Source organism: Lysinibacillus sp. GW823-FHT06C08 (genome assembly GCF_058795135.1).
This window is the reverse complement of sequence record NZ_JBXAHN010000003.1, coordinates 189,838-215,879: the sequence shown is the minus strand read 5'-3', so window position 1 is coordinate 215,879 and position 26,042 is coordinate 189,838. Positions and strand designations below refer to the sequence as shown.

The 26,042-nt window shown below is 37.7% G+C and carries 26 protein-coding genes and 1 riboswitch; of the genes, 4 read left to right on the top strand and 22 right to left on the bottom strand.

Features of this window, described 5'->3' with window-relative positions:
* The 5 genes from AC1Q6O_RS11135 to rpsU all read right to left on the bottom strand — a co-directional run bounded on the left by AC1Q6O_RS11135 (position 1) and on the right by rpsU (position 3,624).
* Positions 1-249, bottom strand: coding sequence for a hypothetical protein (locus AC1Q6O_RS11135; RefSeq protein ID WP_043990604.1), 249 nt, complete (start codon positions 247-249; stop codon positions 1-3).
* A gap of 56 nt (positions 250-305) precedes the next feature.
* Positions 306-785 (bottom strand): hypothetical protein, encoded by a 480-nt coding sequence (locus AC1Q6O_RS11130; RefSeq protein WP_089986149.1) that lies wholly within the window; start codon positions 783-785, stop codon positions 306-308.
* Between the two features lie 25 nt (positions 786-810).
* Positions 811-1,815, bottom strand: coding sequence for a flotillin-like protein FloA (gene floA, locus AC1Q6O_RS11125; protein WP_008179446.1), 1,005 nt, complete (start codon positions 1,813-1,815; stop codon positions 811-813).
* Positions 1,816-1,818: 3 nt separating this feature from the next.
* Positions 1,819-3,147 (bottom strand): NfeD family protein, encoded by a 1,329-nt coding sequence (locus AC1Q6O_RS11120; protein ID WP_239354968.1) that lies wholly within the window; start codon positions 3,145-3,147, stop codon positions 1,819-1,821.
* Positions 3,148-3,450: 303 nt separating this feature from the next.
* On the bottom strand, positions 3,451-3,624 hold the full coding sequence (rpsU, locus tag AC1Q6O_RS11115; RefSeq protein ID WP_004227078.1) for a 30S ribosomal protein S21: 174 nt from the start codon (positions 3,622-3,624) through the stop codon (positions 3,451-3,453).
* A 255-nt stretch (positions 3,625-3,879) separates the two neighbouring features.
* Positions 3,880-4,018, top strand: a riboswitch (cyclic di-AMP (ydaO/yuaA leader).
* Positions 4,019-4,133: 115 nt separating this feature from the next.
* Here rpsU and AC1Q6O_RS11110 point away from each other — a divergent pair.
* A complete protein-coding gene (locus tag AC1Q6O_RS11110) occupies positions 4,134-5,471 on the top strand; it encodes a TrkH family potassium uptake protein (protein ID WP_008179457.1) in 1,338 nt (445 codons plus the stop codon).
* Positions 5,472-5,497: 26 nt separating this feature from the next.
* The gene (locus AC1Q6O_RS11105; protein WP_008179458.1) at positions 5,498-6,154 is read left to right on the top strand and encodes a potassium channel family protein; all 657 of its coding nucleotides are present in this window, start codon (positions 5,498-5,500) and stop codon (positions 6,152-6,154) included.
* 49 nt (positions 6,155-6,203) lie between these two features.
* Here AC1Q6O_RS11105 and AC1Q6O_RS11100 read toward each other — a convergent pair whose 3' ends face one another.
* The 4 genes from AC1Q6O_RS11100 to deoC all read right to left on the bottom strand — a co-directional run bounded on the left by AC1Q6O_RS11100 (position 6,204) and on the right by deoC (position 8,081).
* The gene (locus AC1Q6O_RS11100) at positions 6,204-6,773 is read right to left on the bottom strand and encodes a manganese catalase family protein (RefSeq protein ID WP_031417041.1); all 570 of its coding nucleotides are present in this window, start codon (positions 6,771-6,773) and stop codon (positions 6,204-6,206) included.
* Positions 6,774-6,797: 24 nt separating this feature from the next.
* The gene (locus AC1Q6O_RS11095; RefSeq protein WP_008179462.1) at positions 6,798-7,061 is read right to left on the bottom strand and encodes a spore coat protein CotJB; all 264 of its coding nucleotides are present in this window, start codon (positions 7,059-7,061) and stop codon (positions 6,798-6,800) included.
* Positions 7,058-7,282: a spore coat associated protein CotJA gene (locus tag AC1Q6O_RS11090; protein ID WP_008179464.1), complete on the bottom strand. Its 225-nt coding sequence runs from the start codon at positions 7,280-7,282 to the stop codon at positions 7,058-7,060. The genes AC1Q6O_RS11095 and AC1Q6O_RS11090 overlap by 4 nt, the downstream gene beginning before the upstream one ends.
* Before the next feature lie 127 nt (positions 7,283-7,409).
* A complete protein-coding gene (gene deoC, locus AC1Q6O_RS11085; RefSeq protein WP_090002545.1) occupies positions 7,410-8,081 on the bottom strand; it encodes a deoxyribose-phosphate aldolase in 672 nt (223 codons plus the stop codon).
* A 377-nt stretch (positions 8,082-8,458) separates the two neighbouring features.
* Here deoC and mtaB point away from each other — a divergent pair, with 377 nt between their 5' ends.
* Positions 8,459-9,808 carry a tRNA (N(6)-L-threonylcarbamoyladenosine(37)-C(2))-methylthiotransferase MtaB gene (mtaB, locus tag AC1Q6O_RS11080; protein ID WP_008179468.1) on the top strand — a complete coding sequence of 450 codons (1,350 nt, stop codon included), beginning with the start codon at positions 8,459-8,461 and terminating at the stop codon, positions 9,806-9,808.
* Positions 9,809-9,888: 80 nt separating this feature from the next.
* Here the strand turns inward: mtaB and AC1Q6O_RS11075 are convergent, their stop codons facing one another.
* The 13 genes from AC1Q6O_RS11075 to AC1Q6O_RS11015 all read right to left on the bottom strand — a co-directional run bounded on the left by AC1Q6O_RS11075 (position 9,889) and on the right by AC1Q6O_RS11015 (position 24,925).
* The gene (locus AC1Q6O_RS11075; RefSeq protein WP_008179469.1) at positions 9,889-10,656 is read right to left on the bottom strand and encodes a CsxC family protein; all 768 of its coding nucleotides are present in this window, start codon (positions 10,654-10,656) and stop codon (positions 9,889-9,891) included.
* 126 nt (positions 10,657-10,782) lie between these two features.
* Positions 10,783-12,168 (bottom strand): BC_2427 family protein, encoded by a 1,386-nt coding sequence (locus tag AC1Q6O_RS11070; protein WP_492401197.1) that lies wholly within the window; start codon positions 12,166-12,168, stop codon positions 10,783-10,785.
* 260 nt (positions 12,169-12,428) lie between these two features.
* Positions 12,429-13,217, bottom strand: a complete 789-nt coding sequence (locus AC1Q6O_RS11065) for a CsxC family protein (protein ID WP_492401195.1) — start codon at positions 13,215-13,217, stop codon at positions 12,429-12,431.
* 220 nt (positions 13,218-13,437) lie between these two features.
* Positions 13,438-14,175, bottom strand: coding sequence for a 16S rRNA (uracil(1498)-N(3))-methyltransferase (locus AC1Q6O_RS11060; protein WP_008179475.1), 738 nt, complete (start codon positions 14,173-14,175; stop codon positions 13,438-13,440).
* A gap of 83 nt (positions 14,176-14,258) precedes the next feature.
* Positions 14,259-15,200: a 50S ribosomal protein L11 methyltransferase gene (gene prmA / locus AC1Q6O_RS11055; protein WP_008179480.1), complete on the bottom strand. Its 942-nt coding sequence runs from the start codon at positions 15,198-15,200 to the stop codon at positions 14,259-14,261.
* Between the two features lie 21 nt (positions 15,201-15,221).
* A complete protein-coding gene (gene dnaJ / locus AC1Q6O_RS11050; protein WP_008179481.1) occupies positions 15,222-16,340 on the bottom strand; it encodes a molecular chaperone DnaJ in 1,119 nt (372 codons plus the stop codon).
* A 232-nt stretch (positions 16,341-16,572) separates the two neighbouring features.
* A complete protein-coding gene (gene dnaK, locus AC1Q6O_RS11045) occupies positions 16,573-18,408 on the bottom strand; it encodes a molecular chaperone DnaK (protein WP_008179483.1) in 1,836 nt (611 codons plus the stop codon).
* A gap of 75 nt (positions 18,409-18,483) precedes the next feature.
* Positions 18,484-19,056 carry a nucleotide exchange factor GrpE gene (grpE, locus tag AC1Q6O_RS11040; RefSeq protein WP_008179485.1) on the bottom strand — a complete coding sequence of 191 codons (573 nt, stop codon included), beginning with the start codon at positions 19,054-19,056 and terminating at the stop codon, positions 18,484-18,486.
* A gap of 17 nt (positions 19,057-19,073) precedes the next feature.
* On the bottom strand, positions 19,074-20,102 hold the full coding sequence (gene hrcA, locus AC1Q6O_RS11035; protein ID WP_008179487.1) for a heat-inducible transcriptional repressor HrcA: 1,029 nt from the start codon (positions 20,100-20,102) through the stop codon (positions 19,074-19,076).
* 89 nt (positions 20,103-20,191) lie between these two features.
* Complete coding sequence (gene hemW / locus AC1Q6O_RS11030; protein ID WP_171365479.1) at positions 20,192-21,337, bottom strand: radical SAM family heme chaperone HemW; 1,146 nt, start codon at positions 21,335-21,337, stop codon at positions 20,192-20,194.
* A gap of 170 nt (positions 21,338-21,507) precedes the next feature.
* On the bottom strand, positions 21,508-22,710 hold the full coding sequence (gene chrA / locus AC1Q6O_RS11025; protein ID WP_008179491.1) for a chromate efflux transporter: 1,203 nt from the start codon (positions 22,708-22,710) through the stop codon (positions 21,508-21,510).
* A 48-nt stretch (positions 22,711-22,758) separates the two neighbouring features.
* Positions 22,759-23,619 carry a DUF4179 domain-containing protein gene (locus tag AC1Q6O_RS11020; RefSeq protein ID WP_237068799.1) on the bottom strand — a complete coding sequence of 287 codons (861 nt, stop codon included), beginning with the start codon at positions 23,617-23,619 and terminating at the stop codon, positions 22,759-22,761.
* A 115-nt stretch (positions 23,620-23,734) separates the two neighbouring features.
* Positions 23,735-24,925, bottom strand: coding sequence for a DHH family phosphoesterase (locus tag AC1Q6O_RS11015; protein ID WP_008179496.1), 1,191 nt, complete (start codon positions 24,923-24,925; stop codon positions 23,735-23,737).
* A 135-nt stretch (positions 24,926-25,060) separates the two neighbouring features.
* Here AC1Q6O_RS11015 and AC1Q6O_RS11010 point away from each other — a divergent pair, with 135 nt between their 5' ends.
* Positions 25,061-25,768, top strand: coding sequence for a polysaccharide deacetylase family protein (locus AC1Q6O_RS11010; protein ID WP_492401190.1), 708 nt, complete (start codon positions 25,061-25,063; stop codon positions 25,766-25,768).
* The last annotated feature ends 274 nt before the right edge of the window (positions 25,769-26,042 follow it).

Here is a 26,042-nt window from a genome sequence, read left to right as displayed (position 1 = left end):
TTAGCTCACACCCATATTCTTTGTCATTTTCATATGAATCTCTTGTAAATTTTCAACAGAAAGATGAAGCATTTCTTCTTTTAGTGCATGAATCTTCACCAGATCCGCAGTAACAGTAATATGATAATCTGCATAAGCAAACGAACATGTCGTTGCATCTGCATGAATAAAACGATAAGGTCCAATGATTTTTAATGATTCAAATTCGGACAATTCAAGTAGTGGCGTTAATTGAAATAATTTTTTCATAAAAAAAATGCCTCCTTCTTCGGCAATATATGCATCGAAAAAGGAGGACATGCTAGTTATTTTCTTTTTGCTTTTGGAGGACCTAATATTTCAGCCATTACCACAGCCTGCATGAGAGCCGTTTTAGATTGTGGAACTTGAAAAGGAGAATGAGTCCCAGTTGCTTTCACTTCTTCCTTCCCAGCTGCTAATCGTCCTTTTCGCTCTCGAGTAGACGAGCGGTGTGGCACATCAGCTGGAATGACAGGTGGCGCAACATAGCTTGGTACTTCCTTCTTCACTTGTTCCTCAACATTTTTTTTAGTGTCTTGAACCTTTTCATTTTCTGGAATCCAATCCCCAATAAATTCTCGAGCAAAATCTTCAAAACTTTGCGGTTTTTGATGACGTTGTGGAGTTTCTTCCAAAACAGGTGACTCTACACGTGTATCCTTATTATTAAAAGGAGGCATCGGTTTTTGTGGTTTCTTATTTTTTGATTTTCCGAAAATAGAGCTGACTATGGCAATTATTGCAAAAATAATTAATTGTTCCATATGTTAGTTCCGCTCCTTTCCGTTATTAAACATTTGGTTCGTTTGTTTCAGGTTTATCGTTGCTTACTTTTGAAATGGAATCACGCATAGCCGTATCAGCTTGAATGTTACGATAGTTCATGTAATCCATAATACCAAGATTACCTGAGCGTAATGCTTCCGCCATCGCTTGAGGTACTTCTGCTTCAGCTTCTACAACTTTCGCTTTCATCTCTTGAACACGGGCAATCATTTCTTGCTCATTCGCTACAGCCATTGCACGACGCTCTTCGGCCTTCGCTTGGGCAATGTTTTTATCTGCTTGCGCTTGTTCAATTTGTAATTCTGCACCAATGTTTTTACCGATATCTACATCAGCAATATCAATGGATAAGATTTCAAAGGCTGTCCCTGAATCCAAACCTTTTGATAAAACTGTTTGTGAAATCATATCCGGATTTTCTAATACTTCTGTATGGCTAGTTGCCGAACCAATTGTAGAAACAATCCCTTCCCCTACACGGGCAATAACAGTTTCTTCACCAGCACCACCGACTAAACGCTCGATGTTGGCACGTACCGTAATACGGGCTTTAGCCTTTACCTCAATCCCGTTCATCGCTACACCTGAAATAAATGGTGTTTCAATAACTTTTGGGTTTACAGACATTTGAACTGCCTCTAATACATCTCGCCCAGCTAAATCAATCGCGGCACAGCGCTCAAATGATAATTCAATATTCGCGCGGTGAGCAGCAATTAATGCATTGACAACTCGGTCTACATTACCACCAGCTAAATAGTGACTTTCAAGCTGGTTAATCGTAACAGGTAAACCTGCTTTATGTGCTTTAATCAACGGATTTACGATTCGAGACGGAATTACACGACGTAAACGCATCCCAATTAATGTGAAAATGCTAACACGGACGCCTGCAGCCAGTGCAGAAATCCATAGTGCTACTGGTACAAAGGTAAAGAATACCGCTAGTACAATGAATAAAATAACCAGTCCAGCGATAGGACCAATTAATGCTAAATCAAAACCCATTTTCTATTCCTCCATCTCTTTTTCTGTTTGTCTCACGACAATGCGTGAGCCTTCAACTTTAATAATTTCTACATGTTTATTTGCATCGACATAGCCGCCCTCTGATACAACATCAATGCGTTCACTGCCAAGAACCATTGTACCCGATGGACGTAAAGGAGTAAGTGTAGTCCCTACTTTTCCTAACAATTCTGTGCGATTGACGTTGGATACATAGCCCTCTTCTGTCGTAGTTGCATCCATTAACACCAGCCTGTTTAAGACATGCAGTTTTTTCCCGAAAAATTTCATCAGAATCACCATTCCTATAATCGCTATTACAAGCGCAATGAGAATTGCTATTATCATTTGCATAATATTTGCACCTGCCAGTAATAAACTTAGTATTATGAGAACACCACCTAAAATACCGACAATTCCACCAGGAACAAAAAACTCTGCAACTACAAGTGCTAAACCAATAATTAATAACAATAAGGATTCATAGCCAGCAAAGCCTGCAACCATATGTCCAAAGAAAAATAAACCAAGTGCTGATAATCCCATTATACCCGGAACTCCAAATCCTGGCGAATAGAGTTCCATTACAAGACCTAGACTTGCAATGGATAATAAAATTGGAACAATAATTGGATTTGTAATAAAACGAGCCAATTTCTCAGAGAATGTTGGTTCGATTGGAACGACATCACTTTCTTGTAAGTCTATTTTCTCTAAAAGTTCCTGAAAATTTTTCACGGTACCCTCTGAGTATTGGACCTTAAATGCCTCCGATGCTGAAAGCGTTAATAGATTTTTTCCTTCCGCACGGTATTCCGGCAATTCATAACTCGAATCAGCCATTGCTAAAGCATACTTAGGATCTCGACCTGATGTCTCCGCTGCTGCCGACATTTGAGCAAGCCATGCACTATTGGCTTTCAAATCGGCTGCATTACCTGCTGAATCGATAACAGCTGCTGCACCGATTGTTCCATTGGGTACCATGTAGATTTCATCCGCATGTAAGGCTAAAAAAGCACCTGCTGAATGGGCATCCTTATTAATAAAAGCAATCGTCCGTATATCCGTTGCATCCATAAGCATGGCGATATCACTTGCTGCATTTACAAATCCGCCAGGCGTATGTATATCTAAGATAATCGCTTTCGCATTGTTTTCTTTAGCCTCATTAAAAGCTCGTTCTAAAAATGCGTGAAGCCCTCGCTCCACTTCATTATGAATAGGAACGTGGTAGACCTTACTGCTTGCAAAAGCCGAAGTTAATGGAAACGCTAACAAAAAAGTCATCCATATCACTAGTAAGTAACTAAGGATTCTCCGTTTTCGCACCTTTTTCCCTCCCTTCTAACATGCTTCTCCTCTGTATATACGGTCGAACATGTAAAAAGTTTCACAAATCTAAAAAATTATTTCAGCGATATGTACATGTTGCTTATACTACGTAGTATTACACAAAAAAGCCGAATGAATCTACATGATATCCATCCGGCTTTTTCATATGTACGTAAAACGAGCAATGTAAAATACCTGAAATTAATTACAGCTGTAATTAATTCCAGGTATATCTTTGTCTGCTCAGTGAATCATACGATTGCGTGTTATGAACGTAGGGATTTTTAATGGGAAATTAAATTACCACTTACGTTTACGTGCAGCTTCTGATTTCTTTTTACGTTTAACGCTAGGTTTTTCGTAGAACTCGCGCTTTCTAACTTCTTGAATTGTACCACTTTTTGATACAGTACGTTTGAAGCGGCGAAGAGCATCTTCAAGCGATTCGTTTTTGCGAACGACAGTTTTTGACATCTCTCTTTCCCTCCCTCCGAACACACGTCAATACACAATTAGGCAAATAACCTTCTGTTGTGTACTAAAAAATTATATCGTATTGTCTAATATTGGTCAATAGAAAGTGTGCGAAAATATCAAGTGAATTTTTGGTTTTATTTCTAATTGGAATTAGATGATCAAATTTTGCTCACAATAAAAAAAAAATTGCATTTTTCTATTAATATAGGGGTTTACAGAAAATAGAATATGGGCGTAGAATAATCACATTCAATTTAATAATGGCCAAATCTCAAACATTGAGAACGGAGGACCCAATATATTGGGGTTAATTCTGAAATACAGAAAGGATGAGAAACTCTTTCGCCATCCTACCCGTCAGCTAACTTCGTCGGCTAAAGCGAAGGAGGTCCTATTCGACCACCATTATTAGCATGTTTTCTACTATCCTTTACATGCTTTTTTAGTTGGTCTTTTTTTATGCATTTTTAAAATCAAGTTATTTTACATCTATAGAGGAGAACAAGATGAACACTTTTAGAAACACATTAAATCCTCCCAAAATTCTTGTACTTGGCTTTGCACTTATTATTATCATCGGGACTTTTCTTTTAACGATACCTCTTTCTACAGAAGATGGAAAGGGACTTTCGTTTTTAGATGCATTGTTCACCGCTACATCAGCAACTTGTGTAACGGGATTAATTGTTGTCGATACAGGTGATACATTTTCAGTTTTCGGAGAAGTAGTCATTTTATTCTTAATCCAAATTGGTGGTTTAGGATTCATGACATTTGCAACATTGTTATTTTTACTACTTGGGAAAAAAATATCTTTAAAAGAAAGACTTTTGCTTAAGGAAGCATTTAATAATATATCCATTGCCGGCCTTGTAAAATTAGTAAAGAGAATACTGCTCTTTACAGCATTGATTGAAATGATTGGTGGTCTTATTTTATCTATTCGTTTTTCTTTTGATATGCCAATAGGAAAAGCTGTTTATTTTGGTTTTTTCCATGCAATTTCTAATTTCAATAACGCAGGCTTTGATTTAATGGGCGGATTTAACGGAATGACAGCTTATGTAGATGACCCATTCGTCGTTTTAACAATTTGCGCTCTCATTACACTTGGAGGCTTGGGATTTATTGTCATGAATGAACTATATGAATATCGATTTACTAAAAGACTATCCGTCCATACGAAAATTGTATTAGCGTTTACAATTTTTTTAACGGTTAGCGCTACAATTTTGATATTTGTGTTTGAATTTGGAAATGATAAAACACTCGGTCCATTAACTGAATGGGGCAAAGTATTAGGTTCTTTTTACCAAGCTGTTACACCAAGAACAGCAGGTTCCAATACACTTGCTATTGGTGACTTAACACATTCCACATTATTTTTAATAATTCTCTTAATGTTTATTGGAGCTGGATCTGGTTCCACTGCTGGTGGAATAAAAATAACAACTTTCGCAGTATTAGTTGCTACAATGTGGTCACAAATCAGGGGGAAAGAAGATGTTGTTTTATTTAAACGTAGAATTGTCACTGAGACTATCTTAAAGGCTTTGACTGTCACAATGTGTGGCGTACTTATCGTTGTTGTTGTGACAATCATTCTTAGCATTACTGAACAACGTCATAGTTTCATGATGTATTTATTTGAAGCAACCTCTGCATTTGGTACTGTCGGTCTTTCGATGGGGTTGACACCTGAGTTATCCCCTACTGGTAGAATTCTCATTATTTTAACGATGTTTGCCGGAAGACTAGGTCCATTAACCATTGCTTTCGCTATTACAAAACGACGAAAAACAGAAGCCTTTCGACATCCTAAAGGTAATATTATGATTGGATAACAAAATTAGAGGAGAGTGCTATAGCTATGGCTATTAAACAATATGCAGTTATTGGCCTAGGAAGGTTCGGCACAAGTGTTGCCCGCAGATTACATGAAGCTGGACAAGAAATTTTAGGAATTGATATTAATGAAGAAAGAGTGGAGGATGCAGAGCCCTATGTTACCCACGCTGTAGTAGCTGATACAACTGAAGAAAAAGCTTTAACCTCTATTGGTATAGGAAATTTTGATTGCGTTATAGTGGCTATAGGTAACGATATGCAGTCAAGTATTTTAACAGTATCTTTATTAAAAGAACTAGGGATAAAAAAAGTTATTGCTAAGGCCCTCGGTAAAAGACATGGTCAAGTTTTAGATAAAGTAGGTGCTGATTGGATTATTTATCCTGAGCGAGATATGGGAGAGCGCGTGGCAAATCAGCTATTGTCTCCGAATATGCTGAATTATATCGAATTGTCTAAGGAATATAGTATAGAAGAAATTATGATCCCTTCAAAAATGGCTGGGCAAAATCTGCGAGATTTAGATTTGCGTGCGAAATATAACGTTAGTGTTATTGCCATTGTTCGAGAAGGAGAAATCATTATTTCCCCCTCCCCTGAGCAAAATATGGAACAGGAAGATATTTTAGTGATGATTGGCCATCGAAAAGATCTCGCTTATTTTTCAAACATACAATAACAACAAAAAGGCTGTTTCAAGACCCCTTGATACAGCCAGCCACTTTTTCTTAGAAGATTTTCTGTTGATCTCTATCATCTTTTAAAATTTCTACCGCCTCTCTAAAACGTTGGGAATGGACAATTTCACGTTCACGTAAAAACTTCAAACTGTCATTTAAATCGGTATCATCAGATAAATCAATAATCCATTGATAGGTGGCACGTGCCTTTTCCTCTGCGGCAATATCTTCATATAAATCTGCTATTGGGTCCCCTTTTGCCTGAATATAAGTTGCTGTAAATGGCACACCAGAGGCATTTTGATAAAATAAAGCTCTGTCATGATTTACATAATGATCTCCTAATCCCGCTTCTTTTAGCATTTCTGGCGTAGCATCCTTTGTCAGCTTGTAAATCATCGTAGCAATCATTTCTAAATGTGAAAATTCCTCAGTCGCTATATCCGTTAATAAACCAACCACTTTGTCAGGAATCGTATAGCGTTGGTTCATATAACGAAGTGCTGCAGCTAATTCCCCATCAGCACCCCCATATTGCTCAATTAAAAATTTTGCAAGCATAGGATTACAAGTACTAACCTTTACCGGATATTGAAGTTTTTTTTCATAATACCACAAGAATAAATTCCTCCTAATTATATGTTATACTTGCCACGGCCATGGGGTATCAACCCAATTAAAAGGATAATCTGAATAACTTCTTCCAAAATTCATTAATGGACCAAATTTTTGTTCAAAGTTGACTTTGAGTTTCATACTTTTTTCAGTGTTTTCATTAAATTGTTGAATGGCTGCATAATCATGTGGATGTGTGTCTAAATAGAGATTTAACTCAACGATGACGAAATCAATTGCCTGAATTTCTTCAAGTAGGGTATAAAATTCAGGCGGCATCTTTTTAGTCATGCTTCATCCCTCCTTTTAGTTGGAAATGGATAGGGACTAAATAATTGTGGCCATAGTGTTCCTGCCATAAGTGCCTCTCTTGGAGTTTGGAATTGGGGAAGTCCAGGTGGCTGAAAACCCATATATAATTGTGGTGGTGTAGCATAATATTTTACTTCGATGGGTTTGCAGGGATCAAAGGGACTAATATAAGGCTTCCAATACTTATATTGTGTAAACATGACATCCTCCTTTCTGTATTCAAAATCGTCAGTGGAGTATATGTGATCGTTGAAGGTATTATTCTATATGAAAAAAAGCCACTAGCTTCTTACTGAGCTAGTAGCTTATATATACTGAAAGTAATAATTAATAATTAGAATCTGCGATTAATCCATTCATGATGGCTACGCCAGAGCTTGCACCAATACGAGTTGCTCCTGCTTCCACCATGCTTTTCATATCCTCTAAGCTACGAACACCACCTGAAGCTTTAACACCAAGATCAGGACCTACTGTTTTACGCATTAGGGCAATATCTACTGCAGTTGCGCCACCAGTTGAAAAGCCAGTAGATGTTTTAACATAATCAGCACCAGCTGCCACAGCAAGCTCACATGCTTTTACTTTTTCTTCATCTGTTAATAAACATGATTCAATGATGACTTTTACAAGTGCACTACCTTTAGCTGCTTCCACAACTGCAGCAATGTCAGCTTGTACAAGATCATAATTTTTATCTTTTAATGCACCAATATTAATGACCATATCTACCTCATTTGCACCGTTCGCAATTGCATCTTTTACTTCAAAAGCTTTCACAGCTGGTGTATTGGCTCCAAGAGGGAATCCAATAACCGTACAAACCAACACGTCTGAACCTTGTAATAATTCGCTACTTTGTTTTACCCAAGTAGGATTTACACATACAGAGGCAAAATTAAATTGCTTCGCTTCTGCACATAGTTTTTCAATTTGTTCCTTTGTTGCCTCAGCCTTTAATAATGTATGATCGATCATACGCGCAAAATTTTGTTCCATTTTTTAACGCTCCTTCTTTAATCAAGATGTACGTACCTCTTCGAATCATACCATTTTTTCACGTTGCCGTCTAATTTCTTTCTATTTAAATGATTACTGGTGTTGTTCTTGTGAATTAGCTTTTGTTCATAGATACATGAAGTTCTATCCAAGCAATGGTATCCTTGAACTGCTTTCATTTCCGTATAGTTTACCCACTAGTAAAACAATTAGTCCCCTAAAAAAGAGGACAAAAACATTCACAAAAAAATCTTTAAAGTATTGATTTTAAAAGGATTATGTTATCATAAATCACGTATCTAAAATAAGTACACTACAAAATAATTTAAATGTGAAGAAACACAAGGTAATGTGAAGTTGAAAGGATGATATAAATTATGAGTAACGAGCGATCAAAAATCGTGAGTTTCCATACTCTAGGTTGTAAAGTAAACCACTACGAAACAGAAGCCATTTGGCAACTATTTAAAGATGAAGGCTATGATCGCACTGAATTTGATCAACAAGCGGACGTTTATGTCATTAATACATGTACAGTTACTAATACTGGAGATAAGAAATCACGTCAGGTGATTCGTCGAGCAATTCGTCAAAATCCAGATGCAGTAATATGTGTAACAGGTTGCTACGCACAAACCTCGCCAGCAGAAATTATGGCGATTCCTGGGGTCGATATTGTTGTTGGTACGCAGGACCGCACAAAATTACTTGGTTATATTGACCAATATCGTGCTGAGCGTCAGCCAATTAATGCTGTACGTAACATTATGAAAAATCGCGTGTATGAGGAATTAGATGTACCAGCATTTACAGACCGCACACGTGCTTCCTTAAAAATACAGGAGGGCTGTAATAACTTCTGTACGTTTTGTATTATTCCGTGGGCACGCGGCTTAATGCGTTCTCGTGATCCACAAGAAGTATTACATCAAGCACAGCAATTAGTAGATGCAGGCTATCTTGAAATAGTTTTGACAGGTATTCACACGGGTGGTTATGGTCAAGATTTAAAGGATTATAACCTTGCCCAATTATTACGTGATTTAGAAGCCAATGTAAAAGGATTAAAGCGTCTCCGTATTTCGTCTATTGAGGCTAGCCAATTGACTGATGAAGTAATTGACGTATTACGTGAATCTAAAATTGTCGTGAATCACTTACACATTCCCATTCAATCTGGATCAGATACGGTGTTAAAACGTATGCGTCGTAAATATACAATGGAATTTTTCGGCGAACGTTTAACGAAATTACATGAAGCCTTACCTGATTTAGCTGTTACATCTGATGTAATTGTCGGTTTCCCTGGTGAGACAGAAGAAGAATTTATGGACACATACAACTTTATTCGCGATCATAAATTCTCTGAACTACATGTTTTCCCGTTCTCTCCACGTACAGGAACTCCTGCTGCACGTATGGAAGATCAAATTGATGAAGACATAAAAAATGAGCGTGTACACCGACTCATCTCCTTAAATGATCAACTTGCTAAAGAGTATGCTTCTCGCTTTGAAGATCAAGTGCTAGAAGTTATTCCTGAAGAATTTGTACATGATGGCAGTGAAGAGGAAGGCCTTTTAACGGGTTATACAGATAATTACTTAAAAGTAGTGTTTGAGGGTCCTGAAAGTCTCATCGGACAGCTTGTAAAGGTGAAAATTACACAAGCAGGCTACCCACATTCACAAGGACAATTTGTACGTGTTTTAGAGACAGTTAAATAATAAATAATAAATGGGTTGCCTGGTAATAAAGGCAACCCATTTTATTGGTTCATTTGAATTTTTAAGGTAACTAGCAATTATTAAGGGCTAGTAGGAGGCGTGAGCCCAAAAAGAACTGGTGTTATGACACTACTTCCAACGCCTAATCTGATTTGTTGAACTTGCAATACTTTCACAGTTAATTCTAATACGATTTTTTCACGTAAAGTACTGAACGTACCTTCTGGCGCTGCCATAATCGGTGAAAAATCAAGTTCAAAGAAGTTCGCTGCTACTAATTCACCAAATGGTTGTTCATTGTATTTCACAAGATTTTGGAAGAAAGCCTTATCAAGACGAGCATCCATTTGAGTCGCTTCATTAAGGAAGTTCGCTTCCGCAAACTCGGAAATTCCTAAGATAGGTGTTGAACCTCCAATTGTTTGTGGGAAAGTAAGATCTGTAAACCCAGAAAATGGAACGTCAGCAATTCTATCACGAAGTGCCCCACTACATGCTGATGAAGCATATTCGATATTTTTGCGAATATGTCCTGCTACAAATAATTTAGCTCTAGTTACTCTAAAGAAGTCAGTACCATCAATACGTGCAAAGCTAACTGGTACTAGTTTTACTTGATTTAAGAATACGTTTTTTTTCACTCGTTTGATTTCAGTTGCTGCTGGAGTAAGTGTAATATCTGACTCTACAACGATTTGCAATGTTGGTTCTGCCAGTACAACGGGAACTTTTATAGTTGGTGCCGTAACCGGTGTAGTGATTACTGGTGTAAATTCATTCGTTAATGGTATTTGTTCTGTTGATGCTACAGGACAAGGTAAATTTGGATTTTCAAATTGTTCACTCAAAAAAATTTCCTCTTTTCATTTTTAGTTTTAGAGAGCTCTCCTATCGCTAGAATATGTAGTAATCCAAACTATATATAGACGTATATATTAGAAAAGGAACTTTTATGCTGAGTGAAAAAACTTCTATTATTGCCCAAGGCGTGGACTGTCATATAGAACTCGGATTTTTTGTACTTGTAACATATGGATAATTAATTCTAATACTATATTCTGACATAATCGATTGGCATGAGTTATTGACTCATTTTGTGTATCCAATGATGTATATTCAATATTCTGCTGTATATAGCCTTCTATCAATAACTTTCCCTTTATTGCTGTACATGTTCCATTCCCTAATGATTGGGATAAACGAATAGGTATAAATCTACAGTTGGTAATCATTACCTTATTCGAGATTTCTTTCATCCCTACAATCCCTTTTTCAAATGCCATAATCTCTTCAAGACATAGTTCAATTTTATATTCCCCAACTACAACAGGTGCTCGAATATGTATTAAATTAGGTGCGTAAGTGCTGGCTTCCCCTTTTTCGATTGATGGTGAGTAATGTACGGGAGTGACCACTGATTGAAAAAGATGAGGCTGCATTTTATTTTTATCATCCGTATCAGTTTTCATGATTGAAATCAATTGATTAATGTCTGAGCGAACTAAACGACATTCAGGATGGTCAGGATAATCTGCTGTCGTATGGAAAAGCTTTGTTTCAAATTGTGGAGTTAGATGATCGTTTTTATCCAGAAATTCGAATGTAGTATTTTGAACATGTTCACCATAAATAGGAGCATGAAGAAAATTATTAATCTCTACATACGTAGAAAACGGGCATTTTTTAGTGATAGAGTATATCTCTCCATACAACGATTTTGGAATGGGATTGTTTTTCTCCGTATCCGCAGTATCCTCAAAGTGCCTTTTATTTTTGACTGTAGATTCAGCATCTGAGTGAGTTGCTAAATCATGTTCTTCCACACGGGATTCATCATAATCAGATGGGAATTCTTCAACGTCCTCCCTATTCGTTTCTGTAGGTACGAGTACATGTTTTGTTAAAATCGATTCCTCTATAGCACCAGTTTCAATATTTGGCGAAGGTGCGATTTCTCCCTCCATATTCGTCTCTGCTGAAATAGGTAGGTCTTCATTGGCATCCGATCGCTCTGTTAAAGCTATTTTCTCTTCAAGGTTATGAACACTATGTAGGAAATATTCGATTTCTCCTTCAGCTAATACTAAGTCTTGATCGGACGCTACATGGTCCTCCAAAGGATTCTTATCGTTACCTAGTGGAGGTTCAAAGGTTGTTTCTGTTGGACTAGGTATGTCCTGATGGATAGCTATAGAATCCGTTGTAGGTGATTCATCTTCTATTTCACTAAGTCGAGGATTGCTTTCCTCTCCATCTCCTGGAGATTCGTTATCTTTTGTCTGATACGCCCAATCCAAATATTTATTTTGCTTAGAGGATACTTCTCTCATCTCTCTAAAGTTAATCCATGGAGTATTCATTCGTTCACTCCCAAACAATATTAGGTACATTTATATCCATTCGTTTTTAATGGTAAGATTGCCATACTAATTACAATTTATAGTATGCTTGATTTCTCTATTTGTCACAGAAGTCTCTGCTTGAGACGTTTTGCATGGTCCATACGTTTTTGGATGTAAAAAGGCAGTTAATAGTCCGAATAAAACCCGAACTGTCAACTGCCCACTAAAATGATGAATTTTGATCAGTGCCTTGTTATGACTTTACTCAATATTTGAGATTAACAAAATTCAGAGGGAGGAGTAGGATTACCTGGTGGTGTAAGTCCTGGAAGAACAGGAGTTACTACGCTACTTCCAGCTCCCAAACGAATTTGTTGAACTTGCAGTACTTTTACAGTTAATTCTAATACGATTTTTTCACGTAATGTGCTAAATGTACATTCTGGGGCTGCCATTATTGGTGAAAAATCAAGTTCAAAGAAGTTCGCTGCTACTAATTCACCAAATGGTTGTTCATTGTATTTCACAAGATTTTGGAAGAAAGCCTTATCAAGACGAGCATCCATTTGAGTCGCTTCATTAAGGAAGTTCGCTTCCGCAAACTCGGAAATTCCTAAGATTGGTGTAGAGCCCCCAATTGTTTGTGGGAAAGTAAGATCTGTAAACCCAGAAAATGGAACGTCAGCAATTCTGTCACGAAGTGCCCCACTACATGCTGATGAAGCATATTCGATATTTTTACGAATATGGCCTGCTACAAATAATTTAGCTCTTGTTACTCTGAAATAGTCTGTGCCAGCAATTCGTGCAAAGTTAACTGGTACCAGCTTCACTTGATTGAGAAAGACATGTTTTTTCACTCGTTTGATCTCAGTTGCTGCCGGAGTTAGTGTAATATCTGACTCTACAACGATTTGTAAAGTTGGCTCTGCCAATACTACTGGAATTTTAATAGTTGGCGCTGTTACGGGTGTAGCTATTAGTTGCGTAAAATCATTCGTTAATGGGATTTGTTCAGTTGATGTTACTGGACAAGGTTGAATCTGACTATCAAATTGTTCACTCAAAAAAATTACCTCTTTTCAATTTATAGTTTTAGTGAGCTCTCCTATCGCTAGAATATGTAGCAATAAAAACTATGTATGGACATTGAACTTGTTCTCTTCCATATTTTATTTGGAACTTTTGAGCCTGAATTATAAATCTGACTGACTCCTTTTCAAAAAGGAACTCAAAAAAACCACCTAAATTAGGTGGCTTTCCTATTACTCATCATTAACATGGCATTTATTCAAATTCATATGAGATGGCAGACAACGCATACAGTGGTGCTGTTTCTGCACGTAAAATTCTTGGTCCCAACGACATGGTTTGAGCACCTGCTTGTAACAAGGCCTCTGACTCTTTACGGGAAATGCCACCCTCTGGACCAAAAATAATAAGCATTGATGTTAATTTTTGATCATGCACAAGTCTAAGCTTGTCCGCAAATCGTGTGCGTTTCTCAGCTTTTGCATCCTCTTCGTCTGCGATAAAAACAGCATCAAATTGGTCTATTTCATGTAACAATTGTTTAAATGTAACAGGTTCATACACTGCTGGAATATGTGTACGATGGGCTTGTTCCGCCGCCTCTTTTGCAATTTTTTGCAATCTTTCTTGCTTTTTAGCCCCTTTCTTCTTGTCCCATTTCACAATCGAGCGTTCCGCTTCAAATGGCTGTAAGGCAAACATGCCAAGCTCTGTCGCTTTTTGTGTAATCAGCTCTAGCTTATCGCCCTTTGGTAAGCCACAAGCTACTGTTATTTGAATAGGTAGCTCTGATGAAGGGATAGTTTCACCAGTAGCGTCAACCACTACCTCATCACCTTCAAATCCTGTAATCGTACAAATATGAGCAATATTTTGTGCAACAACAACGATCTGATCGCCTTGTTTCATGCGCATCACTCGCTCAATATGCCGTGCATCTTCTCCACTTATCCGTGCATTCTCTATGGCTGTTTCAATAAAATATCGTTGCATATGCTTCACAATCCTTTCTAGCAAGAAATGAAAGCGCCAAATCGCCAGCACATGGCTTACGATTTGGCGCTTCCTCCATCAAGTTATAGTGGTCGACGGGCAATAATCGCTACCCAATCTTCCATTAATAATACTTCTTCAATTATAAAGCCTGAAGCTTCCAGAGCTACTTTAACATCATCGCGTTTGGCACCGATAATGCCTGAAGTGACATATAATCCACCTGGTTTCACAATTGTAAATGCATCGTCAGTGAAGGACATAATGATTTCTGCCAAAATATTTGCGACAACCACATCTGCGGGTTCTTTAACCGTATCTAATAGGTTACCGTGGAAAACAGCTACTTTGTCCTCTACTTTATTTAAGGCAACATTTTCTTGTGCAGAGCGAACTGCGACCTCATCTAGATCAAGAGCATGCACATTTTTAGCCCCAAGTAGTGCCGCTCCGATAGACAATACGCCTGACCCTGTTCCAATATCAACAACCGTATCGCCTTCCTTGATGACCTTTTCAAGACCTTGTAGACACATCACTGTAGTTGGATGTGTTCCAGTACCAAATGCCATACCTGGATCTAATTCAATAATTAATTCATCTGTTGAGACAGGCGTATATTGCTCCCATGTTGGGACAATGGTAAAGCGTTCAGAAATTTTGACAGGATGGTAGTATTGCTTCCATGCAGTTGCCCAATCTTCCTCATTAACCTCAACAATGGATACTACATTTTCACCAATATCAATGTTAAAGTTCGTTAGATTTGTAATGGCTGCTTTAATTTCCTCGACTGTTTCATTTAAAAAACTAGACTCCGATAAATAAGCTTTTACAATGACGCCATCCTTCGGGAAATCCTCTTCATTTAGCGCATAAATTTCACCAAATTGATCTTCACGTGGCTTCGCAAACTCTGCAGAATCTTCAATAACAACACCACTTGCTCCTGCTTCATGCAAAATATTCGAAATTGCTTCTACCGCTTCATTTTTTGTATGAATGGATAATTCTGACCACTTCACGTAGCTCTTCAGCTCCTCTAATTATTCACCTTGGAATTTTTTCTTAATTTTATCGAATAGTGAACTTCCTTGCTCTTCAGGGATATCGCCACTAATTTCTGCAAATTCTCGTAATAATTGCTTTTGTTTTTCCGTTAATTTCTCTGGCGTCATCACCTTCACGGTTACATACTGGTTCCCCGTACCATAGCCATGAACATTTTTTACACCTTTATCTTTTAAACGGAATTGAGCACCTGACTGTGTTCCAGCTGGAATGCGTAGTTTTACTTTACCGTGAACAGTTGGTACTTCAATTTCATCTCCAAGTGCTGCCTGTGGGAATGTCAATTTCAACTCGAAATAAATATCATCCCCATCACGTTCGAAATCATTATGACCTTGAACACGGAACATAATATATAAATCCCCTGCTGGTCCACCGTTTATACCTGGCTCACCTTGACCAGATACACGAATTTGTTGACCATCATCGACACCAGCTGGAATGGACACTTTAATTTTCTTACGTTTTTGAACTTTTCCTTCTCCACGACAAGTTGAACATTTTTCTTTAATGATCTTCCCTGTCCCATGACAAGTTGTACAAGAACGACGGTTCATCATACGACCAAATGGTGTATCCACTGCTTGGTTGATTTGACCAGCACCATTACATGTCGAACATGTTTCAGGTTGTGTACCAGGCTTTGCTCCTGAGCCATGACAAGTTTCACACGTTTCATCTTTAGGAATTTCAATTTCTGTTTCTTTCCCAAAAATAGCTTCTTCAAATTTAATATTCATGCGATATTGCAGGTCGTCACCTTTGCGTGGCGCATTTGGGTCCTGACGACGTCCACCACCGCCAAAGAATGAACTGAAAATATCCTCGAAGCCGCCAAAGCCGCCGCCTCCAAAGCCACCACCAAATCCAGCATTTGGATCCTCATGACCAAATTGGTCGTAGCGTGCTTTTTTCTGATCATCACTTAATACTTCATATGCTTCAGCGATTTCTTTGAATTTTTCATCTGCACCCGGCTCTTTATTAAGGTCAGGGTGATATTGCTTTGATAGTTTACGGTATGCTTTTTTGATTTCATCTTTTGTTGCCGATTTTGTTAGGCCAAGCACCTCGTAATAATCGCGTTTCTCCATGATTCACACTCCGCTCTGTTTGCATAAAATCTATTGTAACATGCAGTCGATAAAACTGCCTTATTTTTTGAGTATTCGTCTGTATAAATTTGAGGTCTTTACTTCCTACCGGTGTTAACGTATGCAAGTATTTCTTAATTGGTACCTTTACTAGGAAGATAACCTTACATCATGACAAAAGCCAAAGCCGCAAGCGGTCTTTGGCTTTTTCACTTTACTGTGCGTTTAATTCTTATTTATCGTCTTTTACTTCTTCGAAATCAGCGTCTACAACACCATCATCTTTTTTACCAGCATCAGCGTCTGCTTCTCCGCCTTGTGCTGCTTGAGCAGCTGCTGCCGCTTGTTCATAAACTTTCATAACTAATGGCTGTAAAACACCTTCTAATTTTTCTTTAGCTGCTTTAATTCCTTCTAATTCGCCAGCTTCAAGTGCTTTTTTCAATTCATCACGAGCATCTTCTACAGATTTTTTCTCGTCTTCTGTAATTTGCTCACCTAGGTCAGTAATTGTTTTATCCACTTGGAATACTAATTGGTCAGCTTCGTTGCGAAGATCTGCCTCTTCTTTACGTTTAGCATCTGCGTCAGCATTAGCCTCTGCATCTTTTACCATGCGTTCAATTTCTGCCTCTGATAAACCTGAATCAGATTGGATTACAATTGTTTGCTCTTTATTTGTACCAAGGTCTTTCGCTTTTACAGATACAATACCATTTTTATCAATATCGAAAGTTACTTCGATTTGAGGTACACCACGTGGTGCTGGTGGAATATCTGCTAATTGGAAGCGACCTAATGTTTTGTTGTCCGCAGCCATTGAGCGTTCACCTTGTAGTACGTGAATATCTACTGCTGGTTGGTTGTCAGCTGCTGTAGAGAATACTTGTGATTTAGATGTTGGGATTGTAGTGTTACGGTCAATTAATTTCGTGAACACGCCACCCATTGTTTCAATACCAAGTGAAAGTGGTGTTACGTCAAGTAATACAACGTCTTTCACATCACCTGTTAAAACGCCACCTTGAACTGCAGCACCCATTGCTACAACTTCGTCTGGGTTTACACCACGGTGAGGTTCTTTGTTAGTTTCTTTACGTACTGCTTCCTGTACAGCAGGAATACGAGTAGAACCACCAACTAGAATAACTTGGTCAAGTTCTGAAGTTGAAAGACCTGCATCAGATAATGCTTGGCGTACTGGACCTACTGTACGATTTACTAATGGTAAAGTAATTTCATCGAACTTCGCACGTGTTAAAGAAATCTCTAAGTGCAATGGACCTGCTTCACCAGCTGTAATGAATGGTAAAGAGATTTGTGTTGATGTTACACCAGATAAGTCTTTTTTCGCTTTTTCAGCAGCATCTTTTAAACGTTGCATGGCCATTTTATCTTTTGATAAATCAATGCCGTTTTCTTTTTTGAATTCAGCCACTAGATACTCGATAATTGCGTCATCGAAGTCATCCCCACCTAGTTTGTTATCACCAGCAGTTGCTAATACTTCAAAGACACCATCACCTAACTCAAGGATCGATACGTCAAATGTACCGCCACCAAGGTCAAATACTAATACTTTTTGATCTTGATCTTGTTTATCTAAACCATAAGCTAGTGCTGCAGCTGTTGGTTCATTGATGATACGCTCAACTTCAAGACCAGCAATTTTACCAGCATCTTTTGTTGCTTGGCGTTGTGCATCGTTAAAGTAAGCAGGAACTGTAATTACTGCTTTCGTAACTTTTTCACCTAAGTAATCTTCTGCATAACCTTTTAAGTATTGAAGAATCATAGCAGATACTTCTTGTGGAGTGTAATTATTGTCTTCCACCGTTACTTTTTCAGCTGTACCCATTTTTGATTTAATAGAGATGATTGTGTTCGGGTTTGTTACTGATTGACGTTTTGCTACTTCACCAACTTGGCGTTCGCCATTTTTAAATGCAACAACAGATGGTGTTGTACGATTACCTTCTGGATTTGGAATTACTTTTGGTTCGCCACCTTCAAGTACAGAAACGCAAGAGTTTGTTGTTCCTAAGTCAATACCAATAATTTTGCTCATTAAAATTTCCTCCTATTATTTCGACGCAAGGGATGCGTTTTTTCACTAATTTTAATTGACTAAATAGTGCTAAGACTATTCGTTCACAGATACCATTGTTGGGCGTAAAACACGATCTTTTAAGATATATCCTTTTTGTAGCTCGCGTAAGACTACACCCGTCTCTTTTTCACTATCCTGTTCCTGCATAACAGCTTGGTGAATATTTGGATCAAATTGCTCACCTTCTGCTTTAATCACTTGCAGACCTTCTTTTTCTGTTGCGTCTAGCAACGAGCGATACACCATTTCAATTCCTTTAATAATAGATGCAGTCTCTTCAGAAGTTGTCTCCACCTGTAATGCACGCTCAAAATTATCAAGGACTGGCAGTAAATCCGATAATAAGCTTTGCGCTCGGTACTTTTCAGCAGCCTCACGATCTAGTTGTTGACGACGACGCATATTATCGAAATCTGCACGTAAACGTAGGTGTCGGTTTTCCTCGTCATCTAGCTTTGCTTGTAATGCAGCAAGTTTCGCCTCATATTGTTCTTCCACTGATAATTCAACTTCTTCTTGAACCTCTGTGCGTTCTACTTCCTCTGCTGTCGTTTCAGCTTGTACATCATCTTGTACTAATTCTTTGTTTTCAGTTGTTTCCGTCACTTGAATCCTCCTCATAATCACTCACTACGATTCTTCAAAAATGCTTGTGTTAAGTCCAAGCGTATTACGTCTAATAATGCCACCACACGCTTATAATCCATGCGTGTTGGGCCAATAATAGCAATGGCTCCCTGTTGATCATCACCAATAGAATAAGTAGTGGTAATGACACTGCAATTTTCCATTTCTAGCTGTTTATTTTCAGAGCCTATTCGAATATGAATGCCTGATTCATTTGGATGGAATAATGACTGCACTTGGCTGGTCGTTTCCATTAAGTCCAATATCATGCGGACTTTATTTAAATCATGAAACTCAGGCTGATTAAACATATTCGTTTTACCACCATAGAAAATCTTACTTTCTGGATTTTGCATGGTCGCTGTTACGAGTGCATGAATAAAATCATCCGCTGATCGAACATGTTGCTGTAAAACTGCCAACACTTCAGCTTCAAGGCTTTTATGGAGCTCTTCTAATGACACACCTATTAGGCGATCATTCAAGATATTGACCATTTTTTCTAAATCAGAAGCGGTAAAATCAGGTGGTAAATTAAATAAGCGATTTTCAACATGTCCATTATTCGTCACGATAATTGCTACTGCTGTATCACTAGACAGTGGTACAATCGAAAATCTTTTGACACGATGTCTTTGAACATCAGGTCCTAATAGTATGGAAGTGTAAGATGTCAGCTCTGATAGAATATTGGCTGACTTTCGGATAATATGCTCTACTTCTACAAGTCGATCATTGAAAATCGATTGGATCTGTTGTATGTCTCTCGAGTTAATACCTTGAGGACTCAACAAATGATCTACATAAAATCTGTAACCCTTTTCCGAAGGCACTCGACCAGAGGAAGTATGCGTTTTTTCTAAATAGCCTAATTCCTCTAAATCCGCCATTTCATTTCGAATTGTGGCTGGACTAAATGTAATCCCTTGTTTTTTGGAGATTTGGCGAGAACCTACCGGCTGTGCAGATAAAATAAAGTCATCTATAATTACTTGCAAAATCTGTAACTGCCGATTTGTTAGCATGATTATCACCTCTGTTAGCACTCAACTAAGAGGAGTGCTAATACTATTATTAAATTATCAAATCCCACAATTTATGTCAACGATATCGCTCATTCTTCTAGCAAAAATTGTTGAAACACCTCGTTACCCACAAAACGCCCTTTTCTTGTGAGGCGAACACCCACATCATCATGTTCTAAAAGTCCTTTTGATACTAGCTCTTTCAGGACAGAATCATAATGAGCTACGATCGGTACCTTCAACTTCTCTACATATATTTTGTGCTTAACTCCCTCAGTTTTACGCAGTCCTAAAAACATTTGCTCTTCTCTTTTTTCAGCCTGTGATACTTCATGCTCATGGACAATTGGAAGTTCCCCTGCAAAGACAGTTTCCATATATTTTTTTAATGGTCCGTGATTGGAATAACGTACACCTGCTAGATATCCATGGGCACCAGCACCAAAGCCAGCATATTCATCGTTATCCCAGTAGATTTTATTATGCTCCGAGTGATAACCAGGCTTTGCAAAATTACTAATTTCGTATTGTTGAAGACCATGCAATTCCATTTGCTGCATTAAAACATCGTACATATCCGCTTCCAAATCCTCTGTTGGTAAAAGGAGCTTTCCTTTTGCATACTGATTATAAAAAATCGTTTTTGGCTCCACAATAAGGGAATAAGCAGAGAAATGAGGTAAATCAAGGGCTAATGCTTTTTCTAAAGAGTCCTTCCATTGGACCATTGTTTGGCCTGGCAATCCATACATTAAATCAATACTAATATGTTGGAAGCCGATTTCTTTAGCCATTGCAATTGTTTCATACACATGCTCGTTACTATGTGTCCGTCCGATTTTTTGTAACAGTTCCTGATCGAAGGATTGCACGCCCATACTTAGTCGATTGACACCGCCCTCAAACAAAACTTGCAATTTCTCCACAGACAATTCATCTGGATTCGCCTCTGATGTAAATTCTGTCACACTATTCATTGGAATATACGTACGAATTAATGTTAGAAGTTTGTCCAATTGCTGTGGCGATAATGCTGTTGGTGTACCTCCACCCAAGAAAATGGTTTCGATATGACGAAAGCTTTCGGGATTTTTTTTTGTTGCAAGCTCCATTTCTTTCCCAAGTGCTTCTATATATTCATCCACTGGTTGATTTTTAAAGTAAAATTTATTGAAATCACAATAATTACAGATTTGATGACAGAAAGGAATATGAATGTAAACACCTCGTGCCATAGCTTTCCCTTCTTTCTCGTTAAGTCTTTTCCATTTCTACATTATAACGAATCAATAGAAGGAACGCTATGAAACCATCTAGTGGGTTTACACATATTTTTTCTCCATTATTTTTTCTACAAACTAAAAACTAGTATGCCAAAGAAATTCCTCTAGCCTACTAGTTCAATTCATGTATAACAAACAATACCGACTACTATACCTAAAAGCACCAATAAGTATGGTGGCATCTTCCAGCGCATCAAACACCATAAGAATACAGCGACAAAGACAATATCTAATCCGTTTTGAATAGTTTGTGTCACAATTGGATGGATAAAGGCAGCGACCAAAATTCCGACGACTGCTGCATTGGCTCCTGACATAGCTCCCTTTAGTCGGATATTACGGCTCAAGCTGAACCAAAAAGGGAGGGCCCCTATTACTAATAAAAATGCTGGTAGGAAAATTGCCAAAATGGCTATAATCGCTCCTGGCACACCAGCAATAGCCATCCCAATATAAGCTGCAAATGTAAATAATGGCCCTGGAACTGCCTGTGTCATACCATAGCCTGCTAAAAAGTCCGCTGTACTCATTTGTCCACTTTGAACAAACTGTGCCTCTAATAAGGGTAAGACTACATGACCTCCACCAAATACCAGTGCCCCTGCTAGATAAAACTTCTCAAGCATCGTTACCCATTCATGATTCCACAAAGTACTCATTATCGGTAACCCAAAGAGCAATATTAAGAAAAGGCTTAATAAAGCAATACCAGTGGATTTAGAAATAGGCATATGAATCGCTAAAGGTGCATTGCTCTCGTTACTTTTTTTTATTCGTTGAAAGCCGATACAAGCAGCTAGTAAAATGGCTGTTATTTGTGCCAGCGGATGGACCCATAATAGCACGATGATAAGCGCCATTATAGCGATCAACCCATGTAATTTTGTCGATAGTAATTTTTTACTCATATCAAATATTGCTTGTGCCACAATTGCCACAGCTACTAACTTCAAACCATGTATCCAATCCATTTTTAACTCTGTATACATGGAAAAATAGGCAAATACCATCAATAACAACACAGAGGGTAGTGTAAAGCCCAGGAATGAAAGTACACTCCCTAATAAACCACCCCTTAATAAACCAATTCCCATACCCACCTGACTAGATGCAGGTCCTGGTAAAAATTGACTCAATATAACAAGCTGACTATAATCTTGGGCAGATAGCCATTTACGTTTTTGCACGTATTCTTGTTGAAAATAACCTAAATGAGCTGTTGGTCCCCCAAACGACGTACAACCTAACTTTAATGAAACATAAAAAATCTCCCATAGCGTTCGCAAACTCTCACCTACTTTCCATATCTTTTTTTCATCATACATGGAAAGGTGATTCTTTCAAATTAAGAGTTTGTAAATTTTCATGCATCGTTAATCTTTTTTTATTTTAATGGTGGAATCAAGTCTACTCCCATCCTTATCGACAGGAACTAACGTATAATTTTTCTCAGATAAGTATAGTCCATCCACACGGCTTCCCCACTTTGTCCCTTCTTTATTTAAAGGATAGGGTGTTTCAAAAGTCCATGACTGCCCACCTTTAGACTGAATTTTAAAGAGCAGAGCCTCATTGACGATACTTTTCTCCGAATGAAAATAAATGGTAGTTGAGATAGGAGTGGAAACTACACGATCAATCATTAACTCTTGCTGATCAATATGTTTGACTTTTTTATCGATTGAAAAAACATGTCGATCTTCTTGTAATTGCTCTTGTGATGCCTCTACTTGAAATTCCCACGGCTTTTCAATGCGTGTTTCTACATTCCAATCTTTATAACGAATGTCCAATTCTAAAATTTCATCTGTCGGGAAATCATCCATTTTGATGCTATTATAAATGGTATAAACATTTGCAGATTTTGCAATAGACTGACCTCCATTACGAACCATATAATCTTTACCATTAACAAGTATTTGAGGAAAGAAAAACACCTGATGATCTGGCTTAAACTCTTTAACAGGCTCGAAGGTCGCATTCAATAAAATTTGATTGTCATCCATGATCACTTCATTTAACGTTAAACGCCCAAGACTATTGTTAGCTGTTTCCCCTACCTCTGTTTTATAAGCTTCAAAATCCACTTCCCTATCCCATAGCCAGTACAGCAAAGAAGAACTACTAACTACTAAGACTAATAAGAATACAACAACAATTCCCCATTTTTTGCGTCCTCGATTTTCCTTATTTAAATCTACAACTCGAAAGATATCATCGGACAACAAGTACACCTCTTTTTTATAAATAGTTATGATTTATTGTAGTTAGGAAAGAAGCATTATATAACCTGAATAGAAAGAAGGTTGGACAAAATCAATATGTATTTAAAGGAATTATTCAATCCCTTTATTTTAGATGACGAGCCTTATTTACTTCTTGCATTAAATAGTCCACGAATAGATCATCCCTTACTAGCCAAGCCTGGTAATATCGCTTTACATACCATTCGGCATCTTTAAAGCTCATAAAGGTTTGCTCAAGCGGAATTTTATTTATTTCAATAATCCAATCCATTTCATTATTTGAATAGAGAAGAAATAATTCATCGTGGTGATTTTTATAGAAGGTTCCAAAGGTGGTGCCCTTAAGGTTATAGCGATTTCTTTTTGCGTCCTCAGGAATGGGCTCTAAGTGGAAAGTTTCTAGCACAAATTGCTTGTATGCCTCCACTGTTAATGAGCACCCAGCTGCTTTTTGATGCCCTCCTCCACCAAACAAGGCTGCGATGGCCGCCACATTAATATGATCATGTATCGTACGGAAAGAAACCCTTTTACTCCCCATGTTAATCATGGCAATATAATCAAGATGCACGTTTTCTTTTCCTAATTCATTGCCAAGTTCAGAATGATAAGATTCCGCATAAACAACCCCACCATAGAAGTCACCTAAATTTGTTTGAATTAGCTCACGTTTTTTTCGGCGAATATAACGTTCTATTTTCTCCTCTTCCATGCTTAAAATTTTCTTTTCGAATTCATCAAAGTGGAAATGAGACTGACCTTTTAAACGATCCAGCATTTTCTCTTCGAATTCTTCTATAGACACTAAAAAAAAGAGTGCATTCAATCGTTGCGCCTGATAATTTCCGTTCCTTTCCCATTCCCATGTATCATACTGTCGCACTAACTCCACAAACTCTGTAAGAACATCTGTTTTTTCTAATAGTCCATGCATGACAAGATATTGATAAAATAAAGATGTGGCAGACGTTAAAAGGCCTTGTTCATCTTCCAGTACAACCTTACCCCACTCGTACTGATTGAGGTGGAGGGCTGTTTGGTGATGGTCTAAAAGCTGCACATTCCCAGTAGCCTGAAAGTAATCATCAATTCTTTTTTCGTTCCCCTCATTCGGAGAAAGATCTGTAATAAATAAAAAAGATTTGGACTGTTCATTTTCCAAAAAGAACTCGATTTCGCGGTCAAGTGCTGTAACAGAGTTATATCGTATTTTCACCTGATCGTTAAACGCTAGCTTGGCTAGAATCCCACAGCCTACGCCATCTAAATCGTTATGTGATAGTAATTTATACATGTCTTCACCTCCGATATAGTATGGTTACTTTTTTGTTATTCAAACAAAAAATGTCGTTGAAAAAGAATACGTGATCACATACATTTAAAACAATTAATTCAGCTACGCAAATTCATATCAGAAGGAGAGATATCAATGAAACGTAAGCTTGCCTATAGTGGAATTGTCATCGTAATAATACTCGCTTTAGCATTTTCAGCCTATAAACTAATGAATGCCCGCAATTATCAATTGTTTGGAAACATAACCTCTCATGTTGAGACAAATGACAAAGTTGTTGCGTTGACATTTGATGATGGACCAACTAAAAATACCGATGCTATCTTATCGTTACTAGACGATTATCAAGTGAAAGCAACGTTTTTTCTAATCGGAAAGGATCTCGAAGGACAGCCTGAGGAGGCGAGAAAAATTGCTGAGGCTGGTCATCAAATTGGAAATCATACGTATTCACACAAGCGTATGGTATTAAAAAGTCCTGCCTTTATTAAACATGAAATCGAAAAAACCGATGACTTAATAGCCGATATTGGCTATACGGAATCAATCGTAGTAAGACCACCATACGGCAAAAAACTAATTGGATTCCCCTATTATTTAAATAAACATAAGCGAGAGACGATTACATGGAACTTAGAACCTGATACGTTTTTCACACAGGCTGATGAAAAAGTGAGGTATGTAAAAGAAAACATTCGACCAGGTTCCATTATTTTAATGCATCCTATGTATGATTCTACGGGTAATGAATTAATGGCCATAGAGGAGATTTTACAGACATTAATGGACGAAGGTTTCACATTTGTAACGATTAATGAACTTTTAACCATCAAAAACGATTAATAAAAAAATACTTAGGAGTCTGCGCCTACTATAGGACAGATTCCTTAGTCAACAATAGTCATGAAGCAGCAATATCATGTTCATTCACTATAATATTAACATTATAGTATTTTATATTATTTACTCTCCTACCATTCCACTTTTACAAATTTTACACATCCTATATTCCCTTATTACAAAGTTAAACAACGAAATTCCTAAATGTTAGATTTTTCGGAAATGTTAATATATATTTTTTCAGTAAAATATAATCACCATCTCTGCTAAAATATGC